Origin of the sequence: Methylobacterium cerastii (assembly GCF_022179125.1) — a bacterium.
In the GTDB taxonomy this organism is placed as follows: domain Bacteria; phylum Pseudomonadota; class Alphaproteobacteria; order Rhizobiales; family Beijerinckiaceae; genus Methylobacterium; species Methylobacterium cerastii.
The window spans coordinates 31,658-49,328 of the sequence record NZ_BPQG01000038.1; the positions used below are offsets into that span (position 1 = coordinate 31,658).

Genomic DNA, 17,671 nt, shown 5'->3' on the forward strand with positions numbered 1-17,671 from the left:
CGCTATCCCGCCCGCTGCGCCAGGAACCCGCGAACCGTCCCGAGCAGCACCCGGGTCCCGGCCTCGATGTCGGGCAGGCTCGCGAACTCGGCCGGGTTGTGGCTGACGCCGCCGCGGCAGCGCACGAAGACCATGGCGATCGGCGCGATCGCCGCCACCGCCATGCCGTCGTGGCCGGCCCCGCTCGGCAGCGACAGGACGGGATGGCCCTCGGCGACGATCGCCGCCTCGACCAGCGCCGTCATGCCCGGGTCGCAGGGCACCGCCTCCGCCTCGTGCAGGAGGGCGATGCCGAAGCCGAGCCGGCGGCGGAGCGCGATGCGCTTGCAGGCGCCGTCGATGTCCGCGAGGGCGGCGTGCCGCTGCGCGTCGTCGGGCGCGCGCAGGTCCAGGCTGAACTTGGCCTGGCCCGGGATGGTGTTGACCGCGCCGGGCAGCGCCTGGATGCGCCCGACGGTGCCGACGAGGTGTTCCTCGCCGCGGCAGCGCGCCTCGATCGCCAGGATGCATTCGGCGGCGCCCGCGAGCGCGTCGCGGCGTTCGGTCATGGCGACGGTGCCGGCGTGGCCGGCTTCGCCCGACAGGGTGATCTCCAGGCGGCTCGCCCCGCTGATCGCTGTGACGAGGCCGACGGGCAGCCCCTCGCGCTCCAGCATCGGCCCCTGCTCGATGTGGAGCTCGACGTAGCCGAGGATCTCGTCCGGGCGCCGCGCCGCGCCCGGCACCGCCTTCGGGTCGAGGCCGTATTCGCGCATCGCGGCGGCGAGCGTCGTGCCGGCGGAATCGAGGGTGCGGAGCGCCGCCGGGTCGAGATGGCCGGCGAAGGCCCGGCTGCCGGTGAGGGTGGCGGCGAAGCGCACGCCCTCCTCGTCGGCGAAGCCCACCACCTCGATCGCGACCGGCGGAGGGCCTTCGCGCAGCAGCGCCGCGACGCAAGCGATCCCGGCGACGACGCCGAGCGGCCCGTCGTAGCGGCCGGCGTTGCGCACGGTGTCGAGGTGCGAGCCGATCACCAGGGCCGGGCCGCCGGGCTCGCGGCCCTCGACGCGGCCGATCAGGTTGCCGACGGCGTCGCGGTGCACCCGCATCCCGGCCTCCTGCATCCAGCCGGCGACCAGGGCCTCGGCCCGCGCCTGCTCGGGGGTGAGGTAGAGGCGGGTGATCGCGCCGGGCTCGGCGCTGATTTGGGCCAGCGCGTCGAGCCGCCGCTGGATGCGGGGGGCGAACGCCTGCCGGGTCGGGGCCTCCACGGATCAGGCCTTCGGCGCGTTGGCGAGGGTCAGCACCGTCTGCAGCAGCACGTCGGCGCCGGCGGCGCAGTCGGCCGGCGTCGCCGACTCCGACTCGTTGTGGCTGACGCCGTCCTTGCACGGCACGAAGATCATCGCGGTCGGGACCCGGCCCGCGAGGTTGCAGGCGTCGTGCCCGGCGCCCGAGACCATGCGGCGGCGCGAAAGGCCCAGGCTTTCGGCCGCGGCATCCACCGCCGCGATCACGCCCGGATCGAACGGCACCGGCTCCTTGCGCCAGATCCGCGCGAGGTCGACGGCGAGGTTTCGCCGTTCGGCGATCGCGGGGAGGCTCGCGCGCAGCTCCGCCTCGATCGCGTCGAGGACCTCCGATTTCGGGTCGCGCACGTCGAGGGTGAAGCGCACCAGCCCCGGCACCACGTTGCGGGAGGGGGCGCCGATCACGGCCTCGCCGACGGTCGCGACGGCGGTGGGCGCGTGCGCGCGTGCGATCCGCTCGACCGCGAGCGCGATCTCGGCCAGCCCGAGCAGCGCGTCGCGGCGGCGCGGCATCGGCGTGGTGCCGGCATGCGCCTCGAAGCCGGTGATCGTGCCGTCGAACCAGGCGATGCCCTGCCCGCCCTCGACCACGCCGACGGTCAGGCCCTCGGCCTCCAGGATCGGCCCCTGCTCGATGTGCAGTTCGACGAAGGCGCCGATCGCCTGGTCGCCCACGGCGTCGGTCCCGCGATAGCCGATCGCGTCGAGCGCATCGCCGACGGTGATGCCGGCCGCGTCGGTCTTGTCCAGGATCTCGTCGGTGGTGAAGTCGCCGGCATAGGCGGCGGACGCCATCATCGCGGGGGCGAAGCGCGAGCCCTCCTCGTTGGTCCAGTTGACCAGCAGCAGCGGCGCCTCGGTCTCGATGCCGGCGTCGTTCAGGGCGCGCATCGCCTCCAGCCCGGCCAGCACGCCGAGGATGCCGTCGAAGCGGCCACCGGTCGGCTGGGTGTCGAGGTGCGAGCCGAAGGCGACGGGCAGGCGGCTCGCGTCGCGCCCGGGCCGCAGGGCGTACTGGGTGCCGAGGGCGTCGACCCGCACCGTGAGCCCTGCAGCCTGGCAGGCGTCCCGGAACCAGTCGCGGACCTGGCCGTCCTCCGGCGACAGGGTGAGGCGGTTGAGCCCGCCGGCCGGCGTCGCGCCGAACCGCGCCGTCTCCGCGATCGTCGCCCACAGGCGCGAGCCGTCGACGCGCAGGTTATGGGTCTTCGCCGTGCCGGCCATCCTGGCCTCCGTGTTCGCGTGTGTGTCTCGTGTCACGATGCCCGCGTGACGGCCCGGCGGCCGGCAAGGATCGTGCCCGTCCGGCCGCCGCCCGGGATCACGGCACCGGGCGGCGCACCGGCGAGGCGCCGAGCAGCGCGTCGCCGTCGACGCCGAGCGCGGCGGCGATCTCGGCCAGCGCCACCGCCTCGATGCCGCTGATCCCGTCCTGGTCGGCGACGTCGGCCGCGATCAGGAAGACGTTTTCGCGAAGCGCTTGCGCCCGGTCGGCGAGCGCCGACGCGTGGCGCAGGTTCTCCGCCCGGCCCGCCCGCGTCCGGGCGCGGGCGATCCCGTCGTAGAGCTCGGCCTCGAGCATCAGGGTGTCGTAGCCCTTCTCGAGGATCGGGTTGGCCTTGAGGCCGGCCAAAGCCGTCTCGAACTCGGCGCCGGCCACCTCGCCGTCGGCGACGATGACGTTGGCGGCGGCCGAGACCGCCGCCAGCATCAAGCCCTTGTCGCCGGCATAGGCCGTCACCGCCTGGGTCAGGCGGCCGAAGATGTCTTTCAGGAAGCTCATGGGAACCGGGTCTTTGGGGTCGCCGATGCGTCGGGGGGATAACAGAACCCGGGCGGTCCGTGTTGCACCGATGACGGCCCGCGTCGAACGGACATGATCGAGAAAAACGCAGGCGCGATGATGCCCCGTCGCCCGGCCTCCCGGTCCGGATGCCGGCCGACCGTCGGGCCGGGCGCGCCTACCCCCAACGGGCGCGCCCGGCCCGCATGGTCCGGCCTCGTCGAGGTGCCGTGGGCCGGCCGCTTCAGCGCCAGAACGGCTTGAGGTCGGTCAGAGCGCCGTGGGCCTCGGCCGCGCCCGCGAGCAGGTCGCCTGCCTTCGCCTCGGCGTCGGCGGTGGCGAGGCCCGCGGCGAACAGGGCCTGGCCGTCGAGGGCGTCCGGCTTGGGGCCGGACTCGTCGGCGAGGCCGGCCATCACCGCGTGCGCGGTGGCGAGGTCGTTGAGGCCGCCGAGGTGGTCCTGAAGGTCGGACAGCGCGGCGGCGAACGCCTTGTGGCGCCGACGCGCCTTCCGGCCGCCGTAGAGGCCCGCGAAGAACTCGGCACCGTAGCGCAGCTTCTTGCCGGCGATGCGCACGCGATGGCGCGCCTCCGGGTCGAGCCGTTCGATGTGCCGGCCGCGCTTGGCGATCCGCCGGCGCAGGCGCTCCAGCACCTCCGTGGCGAGCTCGCGGGCAGGCGCGTCGCGGAGCTTGCCCGCGCCCTCCCGCCACGGGCCGACCTCGATCCAGGCGAGCAGGTCGAGGAGCAGGCCGCGCCATTCGGGCGAGGCCAGGATCGCGCCGACGGCGTCGTGCGCCCGGTCGCGCTCGGTCTCCAGGCGCTCGCGCAGGGCGACGAGCCCCGGCTCGTCCGGCCGCCGGGCGATCTCCTCGGGCAGGGTGCTCTCGAGGAACACGTCGAGGTTGCGCGCCCGGCCGAACGGCTCGGTGACGCGCTTGATCTCGTCGCCGAGCGCGGTCGCGCGGTCGTCGCCCGCCAGCATCGGCCGGAACAGCCAGAGCGCGGTGCGCAGCCGCCGCAGGGCCACCCGCATCTGGTGCAGCGCCTCCGGGTCGCGGGCGTGCCGCCAGACGTCCTCGTTCAGGCGCAGGTGCCGCAGGCACCCGAGCGCGATGTGGCGGAAGGCCTCGCCGCCGGTCGCGTCCTTCGGCAGCGGCGACATGTCGGACTTGCTCGGCCGTGCGGCCTTGCCGTCGCGCAGGGCGAAGCCGCGGGCGCTCTTGGACAGCACGCCGACGCGCAGCGGCACCGTCTCGGCGAGCGCCTGGGCCAGCGCGAACAGGTCGGCGGGGTTGCCGGATTCGAGCTCCAGCTCGAGCTCGCACAGGGGCGCGTCGCCCTTTTCCGTCTCGACCCGGCCCTCGTCGAGGGTCGCCGCGATCCGCGAGGCGCCGTAGGTCACCGGCCGGACCGAGCGCATCACCACGGTTCGGAACTGCGCCACCAGCGCCGGCGCCTTCGCCTCGGCGATGAGGTCGGCCACCGGCGTGCCGGCGAAGGCCGACGGATCGGGCGCCTCGCCGGCGACCGGGCTCTCCCATTCCGCCCGGTCGAACAGTCCGGCCGCGCCCGAGCCCGCCTTCACCGTCTGGACGAAGGTGTCCCCCGTCCGCCGCACCCGAAGCGTCAGGTCGGCGGCGCGCAGCGCCCCGTCCTCGGTGTCGTAATAGGTCGCCGCGAGAAGCTTCGGCTCGGAGGCTCCGGCTTCGCCGTGCCCGTCAGCTTGCCCTTCACCGTGCCCCTGCAGGAGCGGGTGCGCGCCGAGGGCGGCGAGGTCGGGGCCCGTGCAGTCCAGCTTCAGCTCGATCTCGCGCGGCGTGTCCATGTAGCGTGTCGTCCGTTGGTTTCGGGCCGTAGCCCCGTCACCGCGAGAACGCACCGGACTCTCCTCCGATCCGTCGCGGTCCGCAGCCCTGTAGCACGCGCGGGGCCAGGGTGCCGCACCCCGCGCCGCATCCGCGAAGTTCGCCCTTGGTGGCGCCTGCGCTTCGTGCAAAAGCCTGATGCGATAACCTATCGTGCGCAATCGACTGCGGTGGGGTCCTGCCCGGCGGGCGCGTCGCGGGATCAGGTGGCGCGACGTGGCCGTTCATGGGAACGGCTTGCATGTCCGGTGCGTGCGCGGCCATGTCGTCGGACGAACGCCGCGCGGCGGCAGCGATTTTGGAAGCACGCCCGGTCGGGACGGTGACGAGCAAGCGATGAAGACACTCCTCGTCGGCGTGATCGGACATGTCGATCACGGCAAGACCGCGCTGGTCCGGGCGCTCACCGGCATCGAGACCGACCGGTTGAAGGAAGAGAAGGCCCGCGGCGTCTCGATCGTGCCGGGTTTCGCCCTCCTCGCGCCCGAGGGGCGTGACGGCGAGATCGACCTCGTCGACCTGCCCGGCCACGAGCGCTTCGTCCGCGCGATGATCTCGGGCGCCACCGGCATGGGCGCGGTGCTGCTGGCGGTCGACGCCAACGAGGGCATCAAGCCCCAGACCCTCGAACACCTCGAGATCGCCCGGCTGATCGGCGTGCGCCGCGGGGTCGTCGCGCTCACCAAGTCCGACCTCGTCGCGCCGGAGCGGCTGGCGGAGCGCGCGGCCGAGGTCGCGGCGGCGGCCACGCGGGCGGGCCTCGAGGCGCCGGCCGTCGTCGCGACCTCGACGCTGACCGGCGCCGGCCTGCCCGCCCTGTCCGAGGCGCTGGCGGCCCTCCTCGACGAGGCTCCGCCGCGGGCCGACGACGGCTTCCCCTACCTGCCGGTGGACCGGGTGTTCTCGCGGGCGGGCTTCGGCACGGTGGTCACCGGCACGCTCCGGCGCGGGCGCCTCTCCGTCGGCGACGCGGTCGCGATCGTGCCGGGCGGCGCCACGGCGACGGTGCGCGGCCTGCAGATCCACGGCCGCGCCGTGACGACGGCCGAGCCCGGTCGCCGGACGGCGGTGGCCCTGCGCGGCGTCGGCCTGTCCGACATCGCCCGGGGGCAGGCACTCGCGCCGCCGGACCTCCTGGCGTCGTCGCGCTGGCTCGACGTTTCGCTCATCGCGAGCCCGGGCGGCGACCCGCTTCCCGGAGGCACGGCCCTGCGGCTGCTGTTCGGCACCAGCGAGGTCGGCGCGCGCCTGCGCCTCCTCGACCGCGACGCGCTGGAGCCCGGCGCGACGGCGCCGGCGCAGCTCCACCTCGACGCCGCCGTCACCGTGCCGGCGCGCGAGCCGTTCATCCTGCGCCGCGATTCACCCGCGACCACGGTGGCCGGCGGGCGGGTGCTCGATCCCGAAAGCCGCCGCCGCAAACGCCACGACCCCCGCGTGCTCGCCGACCTCGCGGCGCTTGCCGAAGGCGGGCCGGCCGAGGCTCTGGCGATCCGCCTCGCGCAAGCGGGGGCGGCCGGCGCCGCCTTGGGCGACCTCGCCCGCGTCGGCGGCGCGGCGCCCGACCGGGTGCGGGCGCTGCTGCCGTCGCTCGGCGCCCGCGAGGTCGGCGAGCGCATCCTCGGCGGACCGGCCTTCGCGAGCCTTCGCGACGCGATCCTGGCGGTGCTGGACGGGCACCATCGCGACCAGCCGATGGAGCACGGCCTGCCGGTCGAGCGGATCGTCAGGGCGCTCGGACTCGCCGAGCCGGTGGCCGCCGCGGCGCTGCGCGACCTCGTCGCCACCGGCGACGTCGCATCAGGGGGCACTCAGGGCGCCGCCCTCTTCCGCCGCGCAGGGTTCAACCCGGCCCGCAACGAGAGCGAGGTCGCCCGGCGCCTCGAGGCCCTGTTCCGCCAAGCCGGCCTCACGCCGCCCGACGAGGCGGAGGCGGTCGGGCGCGACGTGCGCCGCCGCGAGGCGCTGACCTACCTCGTCGGCGCCGGCACGGTGATCCGCGCCGTCGACCGGGTGCAGCGCCGCGCCGTGCTGTTCCACAAGGCGGCGGTGGAGGAGGCGCGGGCCAAGCTCCGCGCCACCTTCCCCGAGGCGACCGGCCCGGAATCCGGCTTCCTCGCCCGCGAGGCCGGAGCGGCGCTCGGGATCTCGCGAAAGTTCTCGATCCCGCTGTTGGAGCACCTCGACGCCACCGGCTTCACCCGCCGGGCCGGCGACCGGCGGGTGATCGTCGGGTAGGCCCTCGCCGGGGCTTGGCCGTCTCGGCGGGCGATCGGAAGCGGCCGCGCCGCGGCGGGTCCGGCGATCGCGTCGGCGAGGGATGCGGTGTCCTGGGCGATGCCGGAGGAGCGGACCGAGCCCCGGTCCAGAGCAGGAGCATGCCGACGACGGAGAGGCCGTCCACGGCAGCGACGCGGTGCTGATGCACCGGCCGCCGCGCGGTCGAGGCCGGTTCCGCCGGACCGCTCCGCGAGCCGCCGGTGCGGCGTCGCGTGCCGGAACTCGCATGCCCCGGCTGCCATTCCACTCCTATCCCGAGGCGGCGCGACCGCGCGCCGCCTGCCGCTCACGCTTCTCCGGATAGACCTTCATGCAGCTTCTTCGACGCGACCTCGCCGCGGCCGCCATCCTCCTCCTCGGGACCGTCTCCGGCCATGCCCAAGGCAAGCCCCTTACCCAAGGCAAGCCCCTGCCCGCGCCGTCGAGCTCCGTGATGCCGCCGGTCGAGCTGACGATCACCGCCGAGAACGGCAAGCCGGTCTGCGCCCCGGCGGAGCTGCGCCTGCCCGCCAACACCGACGTCGCCCTGCACGTGGTCAGCCACGCCGACACGCCGGTGACGATCACCGCGGACGGCCTGTTCGAGAACGGCCACGTGCTCCACGCCGACGGCGACCTCGTGCACGTCGCCAGCGAGAAGGGCTACCTGGTCAAGCGCGACGGCCAGGGCACCCTGCGCGTGCGGACGCTCGAGGCCGGAAACCACGACTTCGCCTGCACCAGCACCGCCAACAAGAACGCGCCGTTCGTGGGCAAGCTCGTGCTCACGCCGCCGGCGAACTGACCGAGTCGGGCGGCAGGGCGCGGGCGGGCGGAGACGGCATCACCGGAATTCAGCCTTAATTTTGCGTTACGAATTCAATCGGAATTCAACAGGTGTTGCAGACGGGACCTTTCGATCGGTCCCGTAGGATCGTATTCGATCCCTGCTAGCCCGAACGCTCCGATGGTGCCCGTGCCGAACACCGTGTCCGCCCGCCGCGTCACGAAACCCCTGCGGGGCTTGATTCGCGGCGTCGCGCTGCTCACCGGGCTGTTCGTCCTGCCGAGCGCGGTGCTCGCCTACGCCGACCTCCTCCCGGCTCCGTTCGATTTCGGCTTCCACGACGCGGGCGCCGAGATCGACCTGCCGCACGTCGCCCGGCAGATCGCCATCGGCGCGCCGCTGCGCATCGTCGCCTTCGGCTCGTCCTCCACCGAGGGCATCGGCGCCAGCACGCCGGCCAACGCCTACCCCGCCCGCCTGCAGGCGGACCTGCGCGCCGCCCTGCCGAGCGTCGCCGCCAGCATCACGGTGCTGAACCGCGGCATCGGCGGCGAGCACGTCGACGACATGCTGCGCCGCCTCGACCGCGACGTGATCGCCGCCGAGCCGCAGCTCGTGATCTGGCAGACCGGCAGCAACGACCCCCTTCGCGGCGTGTCCATCGAGCATTTCCGCGAGGCGACGGTGAGCGCCGTGCGCCGCATGCAGGAGGCCGGCATCGACGTGGTTCTGATGGAGCCGCAATGGTGCCCGAAGCTCGACGCCACCCCCGGCTCCGACCGCTTCCGCGACGCCGTGCGCGAGATCGGCGACGAACTCGACGTGCCGGTGATCCGCCGCGCCGACCTGATGCGCGGCTGGATCCGCGACGGCAAGCTGACCCACAACCAGCTCTTCTCCGCCGACGGCCTCCACATGGCCGACCGCGGCTACGCGATGCTCGCCAAGGCGGCAGCCGCCGCGATCATCGAGGATGCCGGCCGCGTCCAGGTCACCGAGGCGGTCGCCGAGTAAGGGCGGAGCTTCAGCGCTTCGGGTCGCCGCCCGGCCTGCCGACCCGATCCCATTGCGCCTTCGCCTCGGCCGCCGGCTTCGTCAGCAGCACTTTGCCGTCCACCGTGCCGATCCACGCGATCGGGATGACGTGAGGCCGCCCGCCCGCATCCCGGTCGGTCCCGGCCAGGACGATGGTCCCGTCCTCGACCGTGTCGACCGTGCCCACATGCGCCCCGTCCGCGCCGACCACCTCCATGTGCGCGGTGACGCGGGCGGCTCCCGCCACCGGCGTGGTCTGCGCGAAGGCCGCGGGCGCGAGCAGGATCGCCGCGGCAGAAGCCAAGGCTCGGCAGGCGGCGGTTCGGCGAGGGGAGGCCTGTAAACGGTCCCGCATGGGCGATCTCCTTCGATGCGTCGCGGTCGGCGTCCCTCCCAACCGCCCGCGCCCCGGCGCGTTTCCCCGTTTCCGCGCCGGCCGCGGCAGCCCCTGGCTCGCGGCTTGCCCGTGGGCCTTCGTGTCGAGGGCCGTTCCCGGCTAAAGCCCTTGGCGAGTGCCCGGACACGGGTTCGTCGCCGAAGCCTGTCATGAGGCGCGGCGACCGGCAGGACGCCGCAGGAACGGGGTGGGAATGGACGGGCCGGAACGTATCGCGATCCTCGGCGTGCCGACCGAGGTCGGCACCAGCGAGCCCGGCTCCGTGATGGGCCCGGCCGCCCTGCGCACCGCCGGCCTCGTCCGCACCCTGCGCGACCTCGGCCACGCGGTGGCCGACCACGGCGACGTGGTGCCCGACGGGCCGGCCGACGCCGTCGGCAGGCCGGCCGTCGCCGCCTGGACCCGCGCGCTCGCCCGGCGGGTCGAGGCCGCGCTCTATGCGGGCGACTTGCCCGTGGTCCTCGGCGGCGACCACAGCCTGTCGCTCGGGACCGTGGAGGGGGCGATGCGCCACTGCGCGCGGACCGGCCGGCCGCTCTTCGTGCTCTGGCTCGACGCGCATGCCGACTTCAACACCCCCGAGACCTCGCCGTCGGGGAACCTGCACGGCATGCCCCTGGCGGCGCTCTGCGGCGAGCCCGGCTTGTCCGACCTGTTCGCCGACCCCGGCCGCCCCGCCCTCGACCCGACCCGCGTCCACCTGTTCGGCCTGCGCTCGATCGATGCCGGCGAGCGGGCGCTCGTGGCCGCGCGGAACGTCGAGGTCACCGACATGCGCCACATCGACGAGTTCGGCGTGGTGGCGCCGCTCCGGCGCAGCCTGGAGCGGGTCGCGGCGGCCTCGGGCCACCTGCATGTCAGCTTCGACATCGACTTCCTCGATCCCGGCCTCGCGCCGGCCGTCGGCACCACGGTGCCCGGCGGGGCGACGTTCCGCGAGGCGCACCTGATCATGGAGATGCTGCACGATTCCGGCCTCGTCGGCTCGCTCGACGTGGTCGAGCTCAACCCGTTCCTGGACGAGCGCGGCCGCAGCGCCCGCGTGCTGGTGGAACTGGTCGCCAGCCTGTTCGGCCGCCGCATCCTCGACCGCCCGACCCCGCCGATCGCCGCGGTGCCGGCGCCCGCGACGCGCGGATGAGCGAGGGCCAGGCCCGACCCGACCCTGCGGGCGCCGCCGCGCCGGGCGCGGCCAGCCCGCCCTTGCGCCAGCGCTCGGTCGGCCGGGTGATGCTGCGCGTCGCGGCCGACGGGGTGGGGACGGCGACGCGGGTCGCGGACCTTGCCGAATCCGGCCCCTCGCGCCTGCGCTTCCCGCGCGCGCATGGCGGCACCCCCGAGGCGATCCTGGTCAACACCGCCGGCGGCATCGCCTGCGGCGACGACTTCGCGGTCGCGGTCGCGCTGGAGGCCGGCGCCGACCTCGTCATGACCACGACCGCTGCGGAGAAGGTCTACCGCTCGGACGGGCCGGTGAGCGGAATCGCGAACCGCGTCGACCTCGGCCCGGGCGCCCGGCTCGCCTGGCTGCCGCAGGAGACGATCCTGTTCGACCGCGCCCGCCTGCGGCGCCGCTTCGAGGCCGACCTCGCGCCCGATGCCGGGCTACTGGTGTTCGAGGCCGTGGCCTTCGGCCGTGCCGCCCGCGGCGAGCGGGTGGAGGCGGGGCTGTTCGAGGACGTCTGGCGCATCCGGCGGGCCGGGCGCCTCGTCTACGCCGACAGCCTCCGCCTCGACGGCCCGATCGCCGCCCGCCTCGCGCGGCCCGCGATCGGCGGCGGCGCCGGGGCCTGCGCCACGTTGCTCGACCTTTCCCCCGGGGCGGAGGCGCGCCTGGACGAGGTTCGCGGCCTGCTGGCGGAAGGCGGCGCGAACGACGGCGCCGGCGTCGAGGCCGGCGCGAGCGCCTGGAACGGCCACCTCGCGATCCGGCTGCTCGCCGCCGATCTCGGGCCGCTGCGCGCCCTCGCCGCCCGCCTGCTCGTGCGCTACCGCGGCGTCCCGCTGCCGCGGGTGTGGCAGGCCTGAGGTTCGCGAGCTGTCGATCGCCAGCGATCGAGGGCGTCAGAAACCAAGGCCAGGGCTTTCGAGCGATTGCCCTGAGATACCGCCTCGCGGGCGTTGCTCAGCGCCCGCCTCGTCTGCTAGAGACCCCTCACCCCGCGCCGGCCGCCCGGCACGGGATCTTGCGGGCGCCCCGTTTCGACGGCGGCGCCGGAGCGACGAGGCCTCGTGGCGGAGTGGTTACGCAGAGGACTGCAAATCCTTGCACCCCGGTTCGATTCCGGGCGAGGCCTCCATCGCACGACCCCGCGACCGTCGTTTCCCGATCGATCCTTCCCTTCGCGATCCACCGCCTGCGCCATGCGTCTCGCGCGCCGCGAGCGGCTGTCCGCCCGCGTTCCGCGGTCTGGCGCCCTCCCCGGCACGGGTCCGTGTGGCCCGGGCGCAACGCCGCCGCCGCGGGTTCCTGCGCGCCGCCCTGCGCGCCGCCCGCGAAATGCGAAACATCCGCCCGAGGCCCTTGCGCCCCGCAACGGCGCTGTGTAGAGCACCCCCCGTGATCCCCGATAGCTCAGTTGGTAGAGCAGGCGACTGTTAATCGCCTTGTCGCAGGTTCGAGTCCTGCTCGGGGAGCCATCACCCTTTCAAGCCATTCTTCAGGTTGATCTTTTCGCCCTGAACCCCGCACCGGGTCAGGTGGTGCGGGGATAGACATTCGCGCCGCAGCCCTCTCCGCGACCCGTTCGGCGAGCTTCGCTCTGTTGGCGCCGCGTACGTAGGTCGCGCTTTCCCGACTGCCCTCTGCCCATCCGAACCAGGCATTCAGCTCAGCCTCTGTGGCGCCCTCCTCCGCCGCGCGCCTCGCGCCCGCCTTGCGCAGGCCGTGGGCGGTGCCAGGAACGCCGGCACCCGGCACGCCTCGCGGAACCAGTTGCCGAAGCTCTCCTTCGTCATGGGACGGCCGCGCTCGCCGGCGATGAACGTGAGGTCGCCGACAGGGCCTGCCGCGAGCGTCGCCGCCAATGCGGGTAGCACCCGGATCGACACGTCCTGGCTGGTCTTCTCCGTTGCGAGGCGCAGGACGCCGTTGCGTAGGTGCGGCCGGCCGATCCGTGCGGCATCACCGCGCCGCAGTCCGGTGTAGAGCAGGACATCGAGGGCGACGCGCTCCCGCGTGCCGAGTGGCCATCGCGCCTCGAAGCGCGCCACCTCCTCCTCGGTCCACGTGTGAAAGCCGTTGCGGTCGTTCGGGCCGCCGAGGAGCTTCACAGCATGCGTGGGGTCGCTGGTAGCGTGGCCGTGCTCGACAGCCCATGCGAAGAGCCCTCGCATCGTCTTGAGCCAGTTGTTGGCGCCGTGGGGCTTCTCGCGCCGGCGCTCCATGCCTTCCTGGATCGACCGCTTGTTGATCGCCGATACCGGTTCGTGCCCGGCGATGGCAACCGTCGCCTTCAGGATGCCGCTGCGCTGGCCGCGCGTTGCGATGGACAGGTCCTTCGTCCAAGCGCTGTGGAGCATGTACCGCTCGATCAGCCACTTCAGCGTGCCGGCACCCGGGGCAGGCGTGGCGGGCTCGACCAGGGCGCGGCCGTCGACTGCGGCGCGGTACTCTTCCCAGAACGCGGTCGACCCATACTCGGCTCTAAGCCTGATCCGCGGACCAGCACCGCGCCGCACGTACCAGACCACGTTTCCATGGCGGCTCGTCTCGCGGAGCAGGAAGGGCGGGCGCGGGCGCGGCATCTCGATGGTCATAGGATCACTACACGGTCCCTGTCCGCAACCCGCTCAGTTTCGGGCACAGAGGCCTCGGAGCTGTCGGCCACCGTTTCCACGGCAATTCCATCGGCGCGCACGATCACGCGGAGCACCGGCAACCCGGCCGCCTGCATTGCCCGGATTGCGCGCGCGATATCGGCCTGTGTGACGCTGGCAGCGCGGCGCGGCATCTACGTGCGCCCTCGACCACGAAGCTTGGCGAACGGTTTAAGGCCGGCGGCCATCAGCCTGTCCTCGTCATCAGGGCGAGCGTCGGCCGCTCAGTGAGATGCTGGATGTCGAACTCGGCGAGGACGTGGTCCGGCACCTTCGTCCGCGGGTCGTCGGGCGGCTCGGTGAGATGCTGGTAGGGCCAGTGCCCGCCACGGCTCTTCCAGACGCTCAGGCGGTTCCGCCATTCGCTATCGGGCACCTTGGCGAGCCGGGCGCGCTGATCGGGCCCCTCGCCTCCCTCCTGAGCCTCAGGACCTTGAGTGAAGCGTTCGAAGCGACCCTGATTGAGCCAGGTCGTAGCCTGGGCGACGAACTCGCTTCCGATCCTGCCCTTCGTCCGAAGCTCGGCGGCATAGGCTCGAACGGCACGAAGGATCGCTGCCGGCTCGGCCCCATCACGGACCGCCTTGGCGTAGGCCCGAACGGCCGTCTTCCGGGGATTGTCGCCATCCCGTTTCGGATAGGCTTGCCAGAACTCGGCGAAGCCGTCCGGGTCCGCCCCCTTGGGGGCCTTAGGGGGTATTGTAGCTGTAGCTGTAGCTGCTTTCGTTTTGCTTTCCGTTTGCTTTTCGTTTTCAGAACCTTTTGCTTTGCCTGGATCGTTGTCCGGCAATGACTTAGGTCGGCCACCGAGCTTCCCGGCGGAACGCCTTTTCTCGATTTTTCCCTCAACGAATTCGTGCTCGCGGGTAACCTGTTCGTTGGCCCAAAGGCCTTCGCTCAGGGTCCAAAGCGCCGTGACTGCGGGCTTGAGACTGGCCCAGCGCTTCCCGGTAATGCCCAGCATACGGGCCAACTTGGCGTCGTCGTCGGGCAGCCGGCAGCCGGGCGAGCGCCAAGCATAGATCTGCAGGCGGAAATGCACGGCCTGCTGCTCAAGGGTGAGGTGCGCGGTGTCGGCGAGGTAGCGGTCCACGCCTACCGGCATCGTTGGGAAGGAACTCATCGAGTTACCTCCGCCAACACGTTGCAGGCGATGTCGCAGAAGCAGGTGACCCGGATCGTCGGCCCCGAGCGCTGCTTCAGGATCTCGATCTCAAGCTCGTTCTGACAATTAGAGAGGCAGATATCCTCCTCGTCCGTCCGGCCGACCTTGTGCTCCAGGTAGTAGGACTCCCGGAACAGCCCAAGGACGACATCGGCATCCTGCTCGATCGAACCGCTATCTCGCAGATCGGACAGAAGGGGGCGCTTGTCCGGCCTCTTCTCCACCTCGCGGTTGAGCTGGCACAGGCCGACTACGGGGATGCCGAGTTCCTTCGCCAGCCCCTTCAGGCCGGACGAGATCTCGGTCATCTCCTGCACCCGGTTGCCCGAGTAGCGCTTGGAGGGGCGGATCAGGCCGATATGGTCCACGACGATCGCCGCGAGCGGTTTGCCCTGGCGTTCGGCCTGCAGGCGCATTTGCCGGGCTCTGGCGGCGATCTGCGCGAGGGTGAGCCCGGCCTGTGGCTCGATCCAGAGCGGGATGCCGGCACAGGTGCGCTGTGCCTTGATCAGCCGCTCCATCGCTTCGTTCGAGAGACTGCTGGCGTCGGCGATGGCTCGATAGGAGATCACGTCCTGCGCCCGCGGATCGTAGGCGACGGCGGCCATGACGCGCTCGCTGAGTTCGCTGGCATCCATTTCCATGGAGAAGAAGCCGACCGGGCCGGAATGCCGGGCTGCGGAAATGGCGACGTGCAGGCCTACCGTTGTCTTGCCCATTGCCGGCCGCCCGGCGAGGATCACGAGCTGTCCGCCACGCATCCCCAGGGTCGCTCCGTCAAGCCTCGGAACGCCGTAGGGGACTCCGCGAGGCGCAGCCCCTTGCCGAACCTGATTGGCGCGGGCGAGGACGTTGGCAGCACTGGCACCCAATGAGACGCGGCGCGCGTGTTCGGCGAGCGCTGCACTGGCTACTGCGTCCAGTGCCTCGATCATGTTGCCGGCGGTCTCTGCCGGATCGTGGACGGTGCTGCCCGTCATCGCGGCGATGCCGATCTGCGCCGTCTCAATCACGGTCCGCATCCGAGCGGCCTGGGTAATCAAACGGGCGTAGCTCGGGGCATTGCTGACGGTGGTGGCACCGTGCATCAGGTTGATGAGGTACTGGCCGACCGTGATGCCGCCGAGATCGGCATCGCCGAGGACAGCCTTCATCAGACCGAGGTCGATCGCCTCGCCGGCATCTCTGCGGGTGACCATCGCGGCGAAAATCTGCTGGTGCACCGCGTCGGAGAAGTCGTCCGGCTGGACGAACTCCCGAGCCCGATCGATTGCATCGTTGTGGTGTAAGATCGCGCCAAGGAGCCCCTGCTCAGAGTCGAAGGCGTTCGGCAGTACCGGGTCGAGCGTGGCGGAGAGCGCGTTCATCGTGATGCCTCCCGCTCGGCTGCGTGAAGCGCCTCGATCAAAGCCGGCACCCGATCCAACGTGAGGCAGAACCCTGCCTTGGTGGGAAAGGGATCGCCGCGCTGAGGCTTTGACAAATCGAAGACGCGAAGGTCCACCAAGGGAGGACCGCCGCCCGGGCGCACGAGCTGCACACGCACTTCCGCAAAATTATTCTTCTGGATGGTGGCGACCGTGCGCGGGGTTCCCGTCATGCGCGGCACCGCCAGTCGTCGCGAGAAGGAAACGCCAAATCGGCAAGGGCTCCAGCCGTGGCAGGCGGGAGGCCGAAGCGTCGGGCGATGAATAAGTCTTGTCGAAGGGGACGAACCGCCGTATCTCTCTGATCGCAAGCCGCCACAGCTGCATTCGAGAGCCCTGCGTTCGCCCCGCGCGTCGCGGGGTTTCTCATTTCTGTTTCCTGCTGATAAGCGCCGGCCGGACGGCTCGGCGCGGTGATCCAGCGGGACGCGCCCGCCGGGATGGGCGGGGTTAGGCGGCGATCGGCTCGGGCTTCATGCCGGCCACCTGGGCAGCCACATCCGCAGGGATCACGACGCGCCGGCCGATGCTGGTGGCGTGGATCTCTTTGCGGTCGATCGCGCGATAGATGGCATTCCGAGACACCCCGAGGGCTTTCGCCAGAAGCGGGACGCTGACGCCTGTTCCGTTGTCGATGGCCGTCTTCAAGGGCTCGTACATGCTCGCCTCCATCAATTCGTAAACGCCAGCGTATTTTTTACCCTAAATCGCCTGTGCCGAGACCGCAAGGGCCTCACGCCCTTGGGGTATCTAGGGCGCCCAGGCAACTGCTAGCGTTTACATCGCGTCGCGGCGTTGGTAGGAGGCAGGAGGCGCGCGAGAGACAGGAGGAGCTTTGATGGCGACGAGAGCTAAGCCGGAGGCCGGGAATGTCCGCGCGCCGCTGATGGTGCGCGTTGCGCCTGCGGTGCGTGAGCGCCTAGACGCTGCCGCCGCGGAGTCGGGACGATCGCTGTCACAGGAAATAGAATTGCGGCTTGATCGCTCTTTTGAGCTGGTTTCGGTGATCGAAGCCGCAATGGAGAGCTATAAGTCCGTAGCGGCTTCTGCCTTCTCCGACGGTGTTCGCTTAGTCGAAGACCACATGCTCGAAATGGTCGGCGGCGATGACGCCTATATGATCTGGTATATGCTTTCTTATGAGATACGTGCCGCCGAGGCTCGGTCGGGAAAGACTATCCGAGAGGATGAAGCCACTCGACACGATGCCGAGAAGCGGGTTCTCAGCAACTTGCCCGAGGTTTTCAGGAACCTCCCTCCGAGCTTCACAGAGCATAGGAAGCGGCTCGCTGCCGCCCGTGCGGATCGGGCGGGGGCTGATGCTCCGGGATCTATTGCCGCGCTCGGGGTCTCGCTGCCCCCTCTCGGGCACAAAGGCCCGTGGCCGCCGGCCGAATAACTGCGACAAGTTGTCCTGATCGATCAACAGCAGAGATGCAGAAAACGCAAGATACGACAGGCGCGGCGCCTTGAAATAGACTTGCGACACATCCAGTCTGACCGTGCATTACTCATCGAATGCTTCTCTGGGAGTTACAACGTGCGCTCGACCTAAAACGAGTTTCTGACCCTTCGTCTCCCGCGCGATCTGCGGGCTGCCCTTGATGGTGAGGCCCGCGCCGCTGGTGTGAAGGTCTCGGTTGTGACGCGTACCGCCCTCGCGGTCGGCCTCGCCTCGATCCGCTCCCATCCCTCGCCCGATCCGCGCGACCCGTCTCCGGGCGCTCTTGGCGCTTCCATGCGGGCGGCTGCGTGATGGAAGGCGACGACCGCACCCTCGGTGAGATCCTGGGCGTTCCCGAATGGACCGCACGCCCGGCCGGCGAGCTGACGGGCGGTCGC

Annotated in this window: 17 protein-coding genes and 2 tRNA genes; 8 read left to right on the forward strand and 11 right to left on the reverse strand. The window is 71.7% G+C overall.

Annotated features, from left to right (window positions below):
• Window positions 1-2: 2 nt before the first annotated feature.
• The 4 genes from MFF13_RS13450 to MFF13_RS13465 form a co-directional block, all read right to left on the reverse strand.
• Entirely contained in the window at window positions 3-1,250 is a 1,248-nt protein-coding gene (locus MFF13_RS13450; RefSeq protein WP_238272306.1) for an allantoate amidohydrolase, read from the reverse strand.
• A 3-nt stretch (window positions 1,251-1,253) separates the two neighbouring features.
• A complete protein-coding gene (locus MFF13_RS13455; RefSeq protein ID WP_147831365.1) occupies window positions 1,254-2,513 on the reverse strand; it encodes a Zn-dependent hydrolase in 1,260 nt (419 codons plus the stop codon).
• Between the two features lie 97 nt (window positions 2,514-2,610).
• Window positions 2,611-3,072, reverse strand: coding sequence for a tellurite resistance TerB family protein (locus MFF13_RS13460; protein ID WP_147831363.1), 462 nt, complete (start codon window positions 3,070-3,072; stop codon window positions 2,611-2,613).
• A 244-nt stretch (window positions 3,073-3,316) separates the two neighbouring features.
• Window positions 3,317-4,900 carry a CYTH and CHAD domain-containing protein gene (locus tag MFF13_RS13465; RefSeq protein ID WP_147831361.1) on the reverse strand — a complete coding sequence of 528 codons (1,584 nt, stop codon included), beginning with the start codon at window positions 4,898-4,900 and terminating at the stop codon, window positions 3,317-3,319.
• A gap of 376 nt (window positions 4,901-5,276) precedes the next feature.
• On the opposite strand from MFF13_RS13465, the gene selB reads away from it, so the two are divergent.
• From selB to MFF13_RS13480, 3 genes are all read left to right on the forward strand, one after another.
• A complete protein-coding gene (gene selB, locus MFF13_RS13470) occupies window positions 5,277-7,178 on the forward strand; it encodes a selenocysteine-specific translation elongation factor (protein WP_147831359.1) in 1,902 nt (633 codons plus the stop codon).
• 352 nt (window positions 7,179-7,530) lie between these two features.
• Window positions 7,531-8,004 (forward strand): cupredoxin domain-containing protein, encoded by a 474-nt coding sequence (locus MFF13_RS13475; RefSeq protein WP_147754561.1) that lies wholly within the window; start codon window positions 7,531-7,533, stop codon window positions 8,002-8,004.
• Between the two features lie 171 nt (window positions 8,005-8,175).
• Window positions 8,176-9,000 (forward strand): SGNH/GDSL hydrolase family protein, encoded by an 825-nt coding sequence (locus MFF13_RS13480; RefSeq protein ID WP_373322534.1) that lies wholly within the window; start codon window positions 8,176-8,178, stop codon window positions 8,998-9,000.
• Between the two features lie 10 nt (window positions 9,001-9,010).
• On the opposite strand, the gene MFF13_RS13485 is transcribed toward MFF13_RS13480, so the two are convergent.
• Window positions 9,011-9,376, reverse strand: coding sequence for a DUF2171 domain-containing protein (locus MFF13_RS13485; RefSeq protein ID WP_147831357.1), 366 nt, complete (start codon window positions 9,374-9,376; stop codon window positions 9,011-9,013).
• Window positions 9,377-9,611: 235 nt separating this feature from the next.
• Between MFF13_RS13485 and rocF the strand changes: the two genes are divergently transcribed.
• From rocF to MFF13_RS13505, 4 genes are all read left to right on the forward strand, one after another.
• Window positions 9,612-10,559 carry an arginase gene (gene rocF / locus MFF13_RS13490; protein WP_147754563.1) on the forward strand — a complete coding sequence of 316 codons (948 nt, stop codon included), beginning with the start codon at window positions 9,612-9,614 and terminating at the stop codon, window positions 10,557-10,559.
• Window positions 10,556-11,446 (forward strand): urease accessory protein UreD, encoded by an 891-nt coding sequence (locus MFF13_RS13495; RefSeq protein ID WP_147831355.1) that lies wholly within the window; start codon window positions 10,556-10,558, stop codon window positions 11,444-11,446. The genes rocF and MFF13_RS13495 overlap by 4 nt, the downstream gene beginning before the upstream one ends.
• Window positions 11,447-11,644: 198 nt before the next feature.
• Window positions 11,645-11,718, forward strand: a tRNA-Cys gene (locus MFF13_RS13500).
• 264 nt (window positions 11,719-11,982) lie between these two features.
• Window positions 11,983-12,058, forward strand: a tRNA-Asn gene (locus MFF13_RS13505).
• A 186-nt stretch (window positions 12,059-12,244) separates the two neighbouring features.
• Here the strand turns inward: MFF13_RS13505 and MFF13_RS13510 are convergent.
• From MFF13_RS13510 to MFF13_RS13535, 6 genes are all read right to left on the reverse strand, one after another.
• A complete protein-coding gene (locus tag MFF13_RS13510; RefSeq protein WP_238272307.1) occupies window positions 12,245-13,177 on the reverse strand; it encodes a tyrosine-type recombinase/integrase in 933 nt (310 codons plus the stop codon).
• Window positions 13,174-13,371: a hypothetical protein gene (locus MFF13_RS13515; protein ID WP_238272308.1), complete on the reverse strand. Its 198-nt coding sequence runs from the start codon at window positions 13,369-13,371 to the stop codon at window positions 13,174-13,176. The genes MFF13_RS13510 and MFF13_RS13515 overlap by 4 nt, the downstream gene beginning before the upstream one ends.
• A 53-nt stretch (window positions 13,372-13,424) precedes the next feature.
• Window positions 13,425-14,330 carry an LvrA C-terminal domain-related protein gene (locus MFF13_RS13520; protein WP_238272309.1) on the reverse strand — a complete coding sequence of 302 codons (906 nt, stop codon included), beginning with the start codon at window positions 14,328-14,330 and terminating at the stop codon, window positions 13,425-13,427.
• Between the two features lie 26 nt (window positions 14,331-14,356).
• The gene (locus tag MFF13_RS13525; protein ID WP_238272310.1) at window positions 14,357-15,769 is read right to left on the reverse strand and encodes a replicative DNA helicase; all 1,413 of its coding nucleotides are present in this window, start codon (window positions 15,767-15,769) and stop codon (window positions 14,357-14,359) included.
• Complete coding sequence (locus tag MFF13_RS13530) at window positions 15,766-16,002, reverse strand: hypothetical protein (protein ID WP_238272311.1); 237 nt, start codon at window positions 16,000-16,002, stop codon at window positions 15,766-15,768. Before MFF13_RS13530 ends, MFF13_RS13525 begins: the two co-directional genes overlap by 4 nt.
• 277 nt (window positions 16,003-16,279) lie before the next feature.
• The gene (locus MFF13_RS13535) at window positions 16,280-16,489 is read right to left on the reverse strand and encodes a helix-turn-helix domain-containing protein (protein WP_238272312.1); all 210 of its coding nucleotides are present in this window, start codon (window positions 16,487-16,489) and stop codon (window positions 16,280-16,282) included.
• A 178-nt stretch (window positions 16,490-16,667) separates the two neighbouring features.
• Between MFF13_RS13535 and MFF13_RS13540 the strand changes: the two genes are divergently transcribed.
• A complete protein-coding gene (locus MFF13_RS13540; RefSeq protein WP_238272313.1) occupies window positions 16,668-17,228 on the forward strand; it encodes a hypothetical protein in 561 nt (186 codons plus the stop codon).
• Window positions 17,229-17,671: the final 443 nt, after the last annotated feature.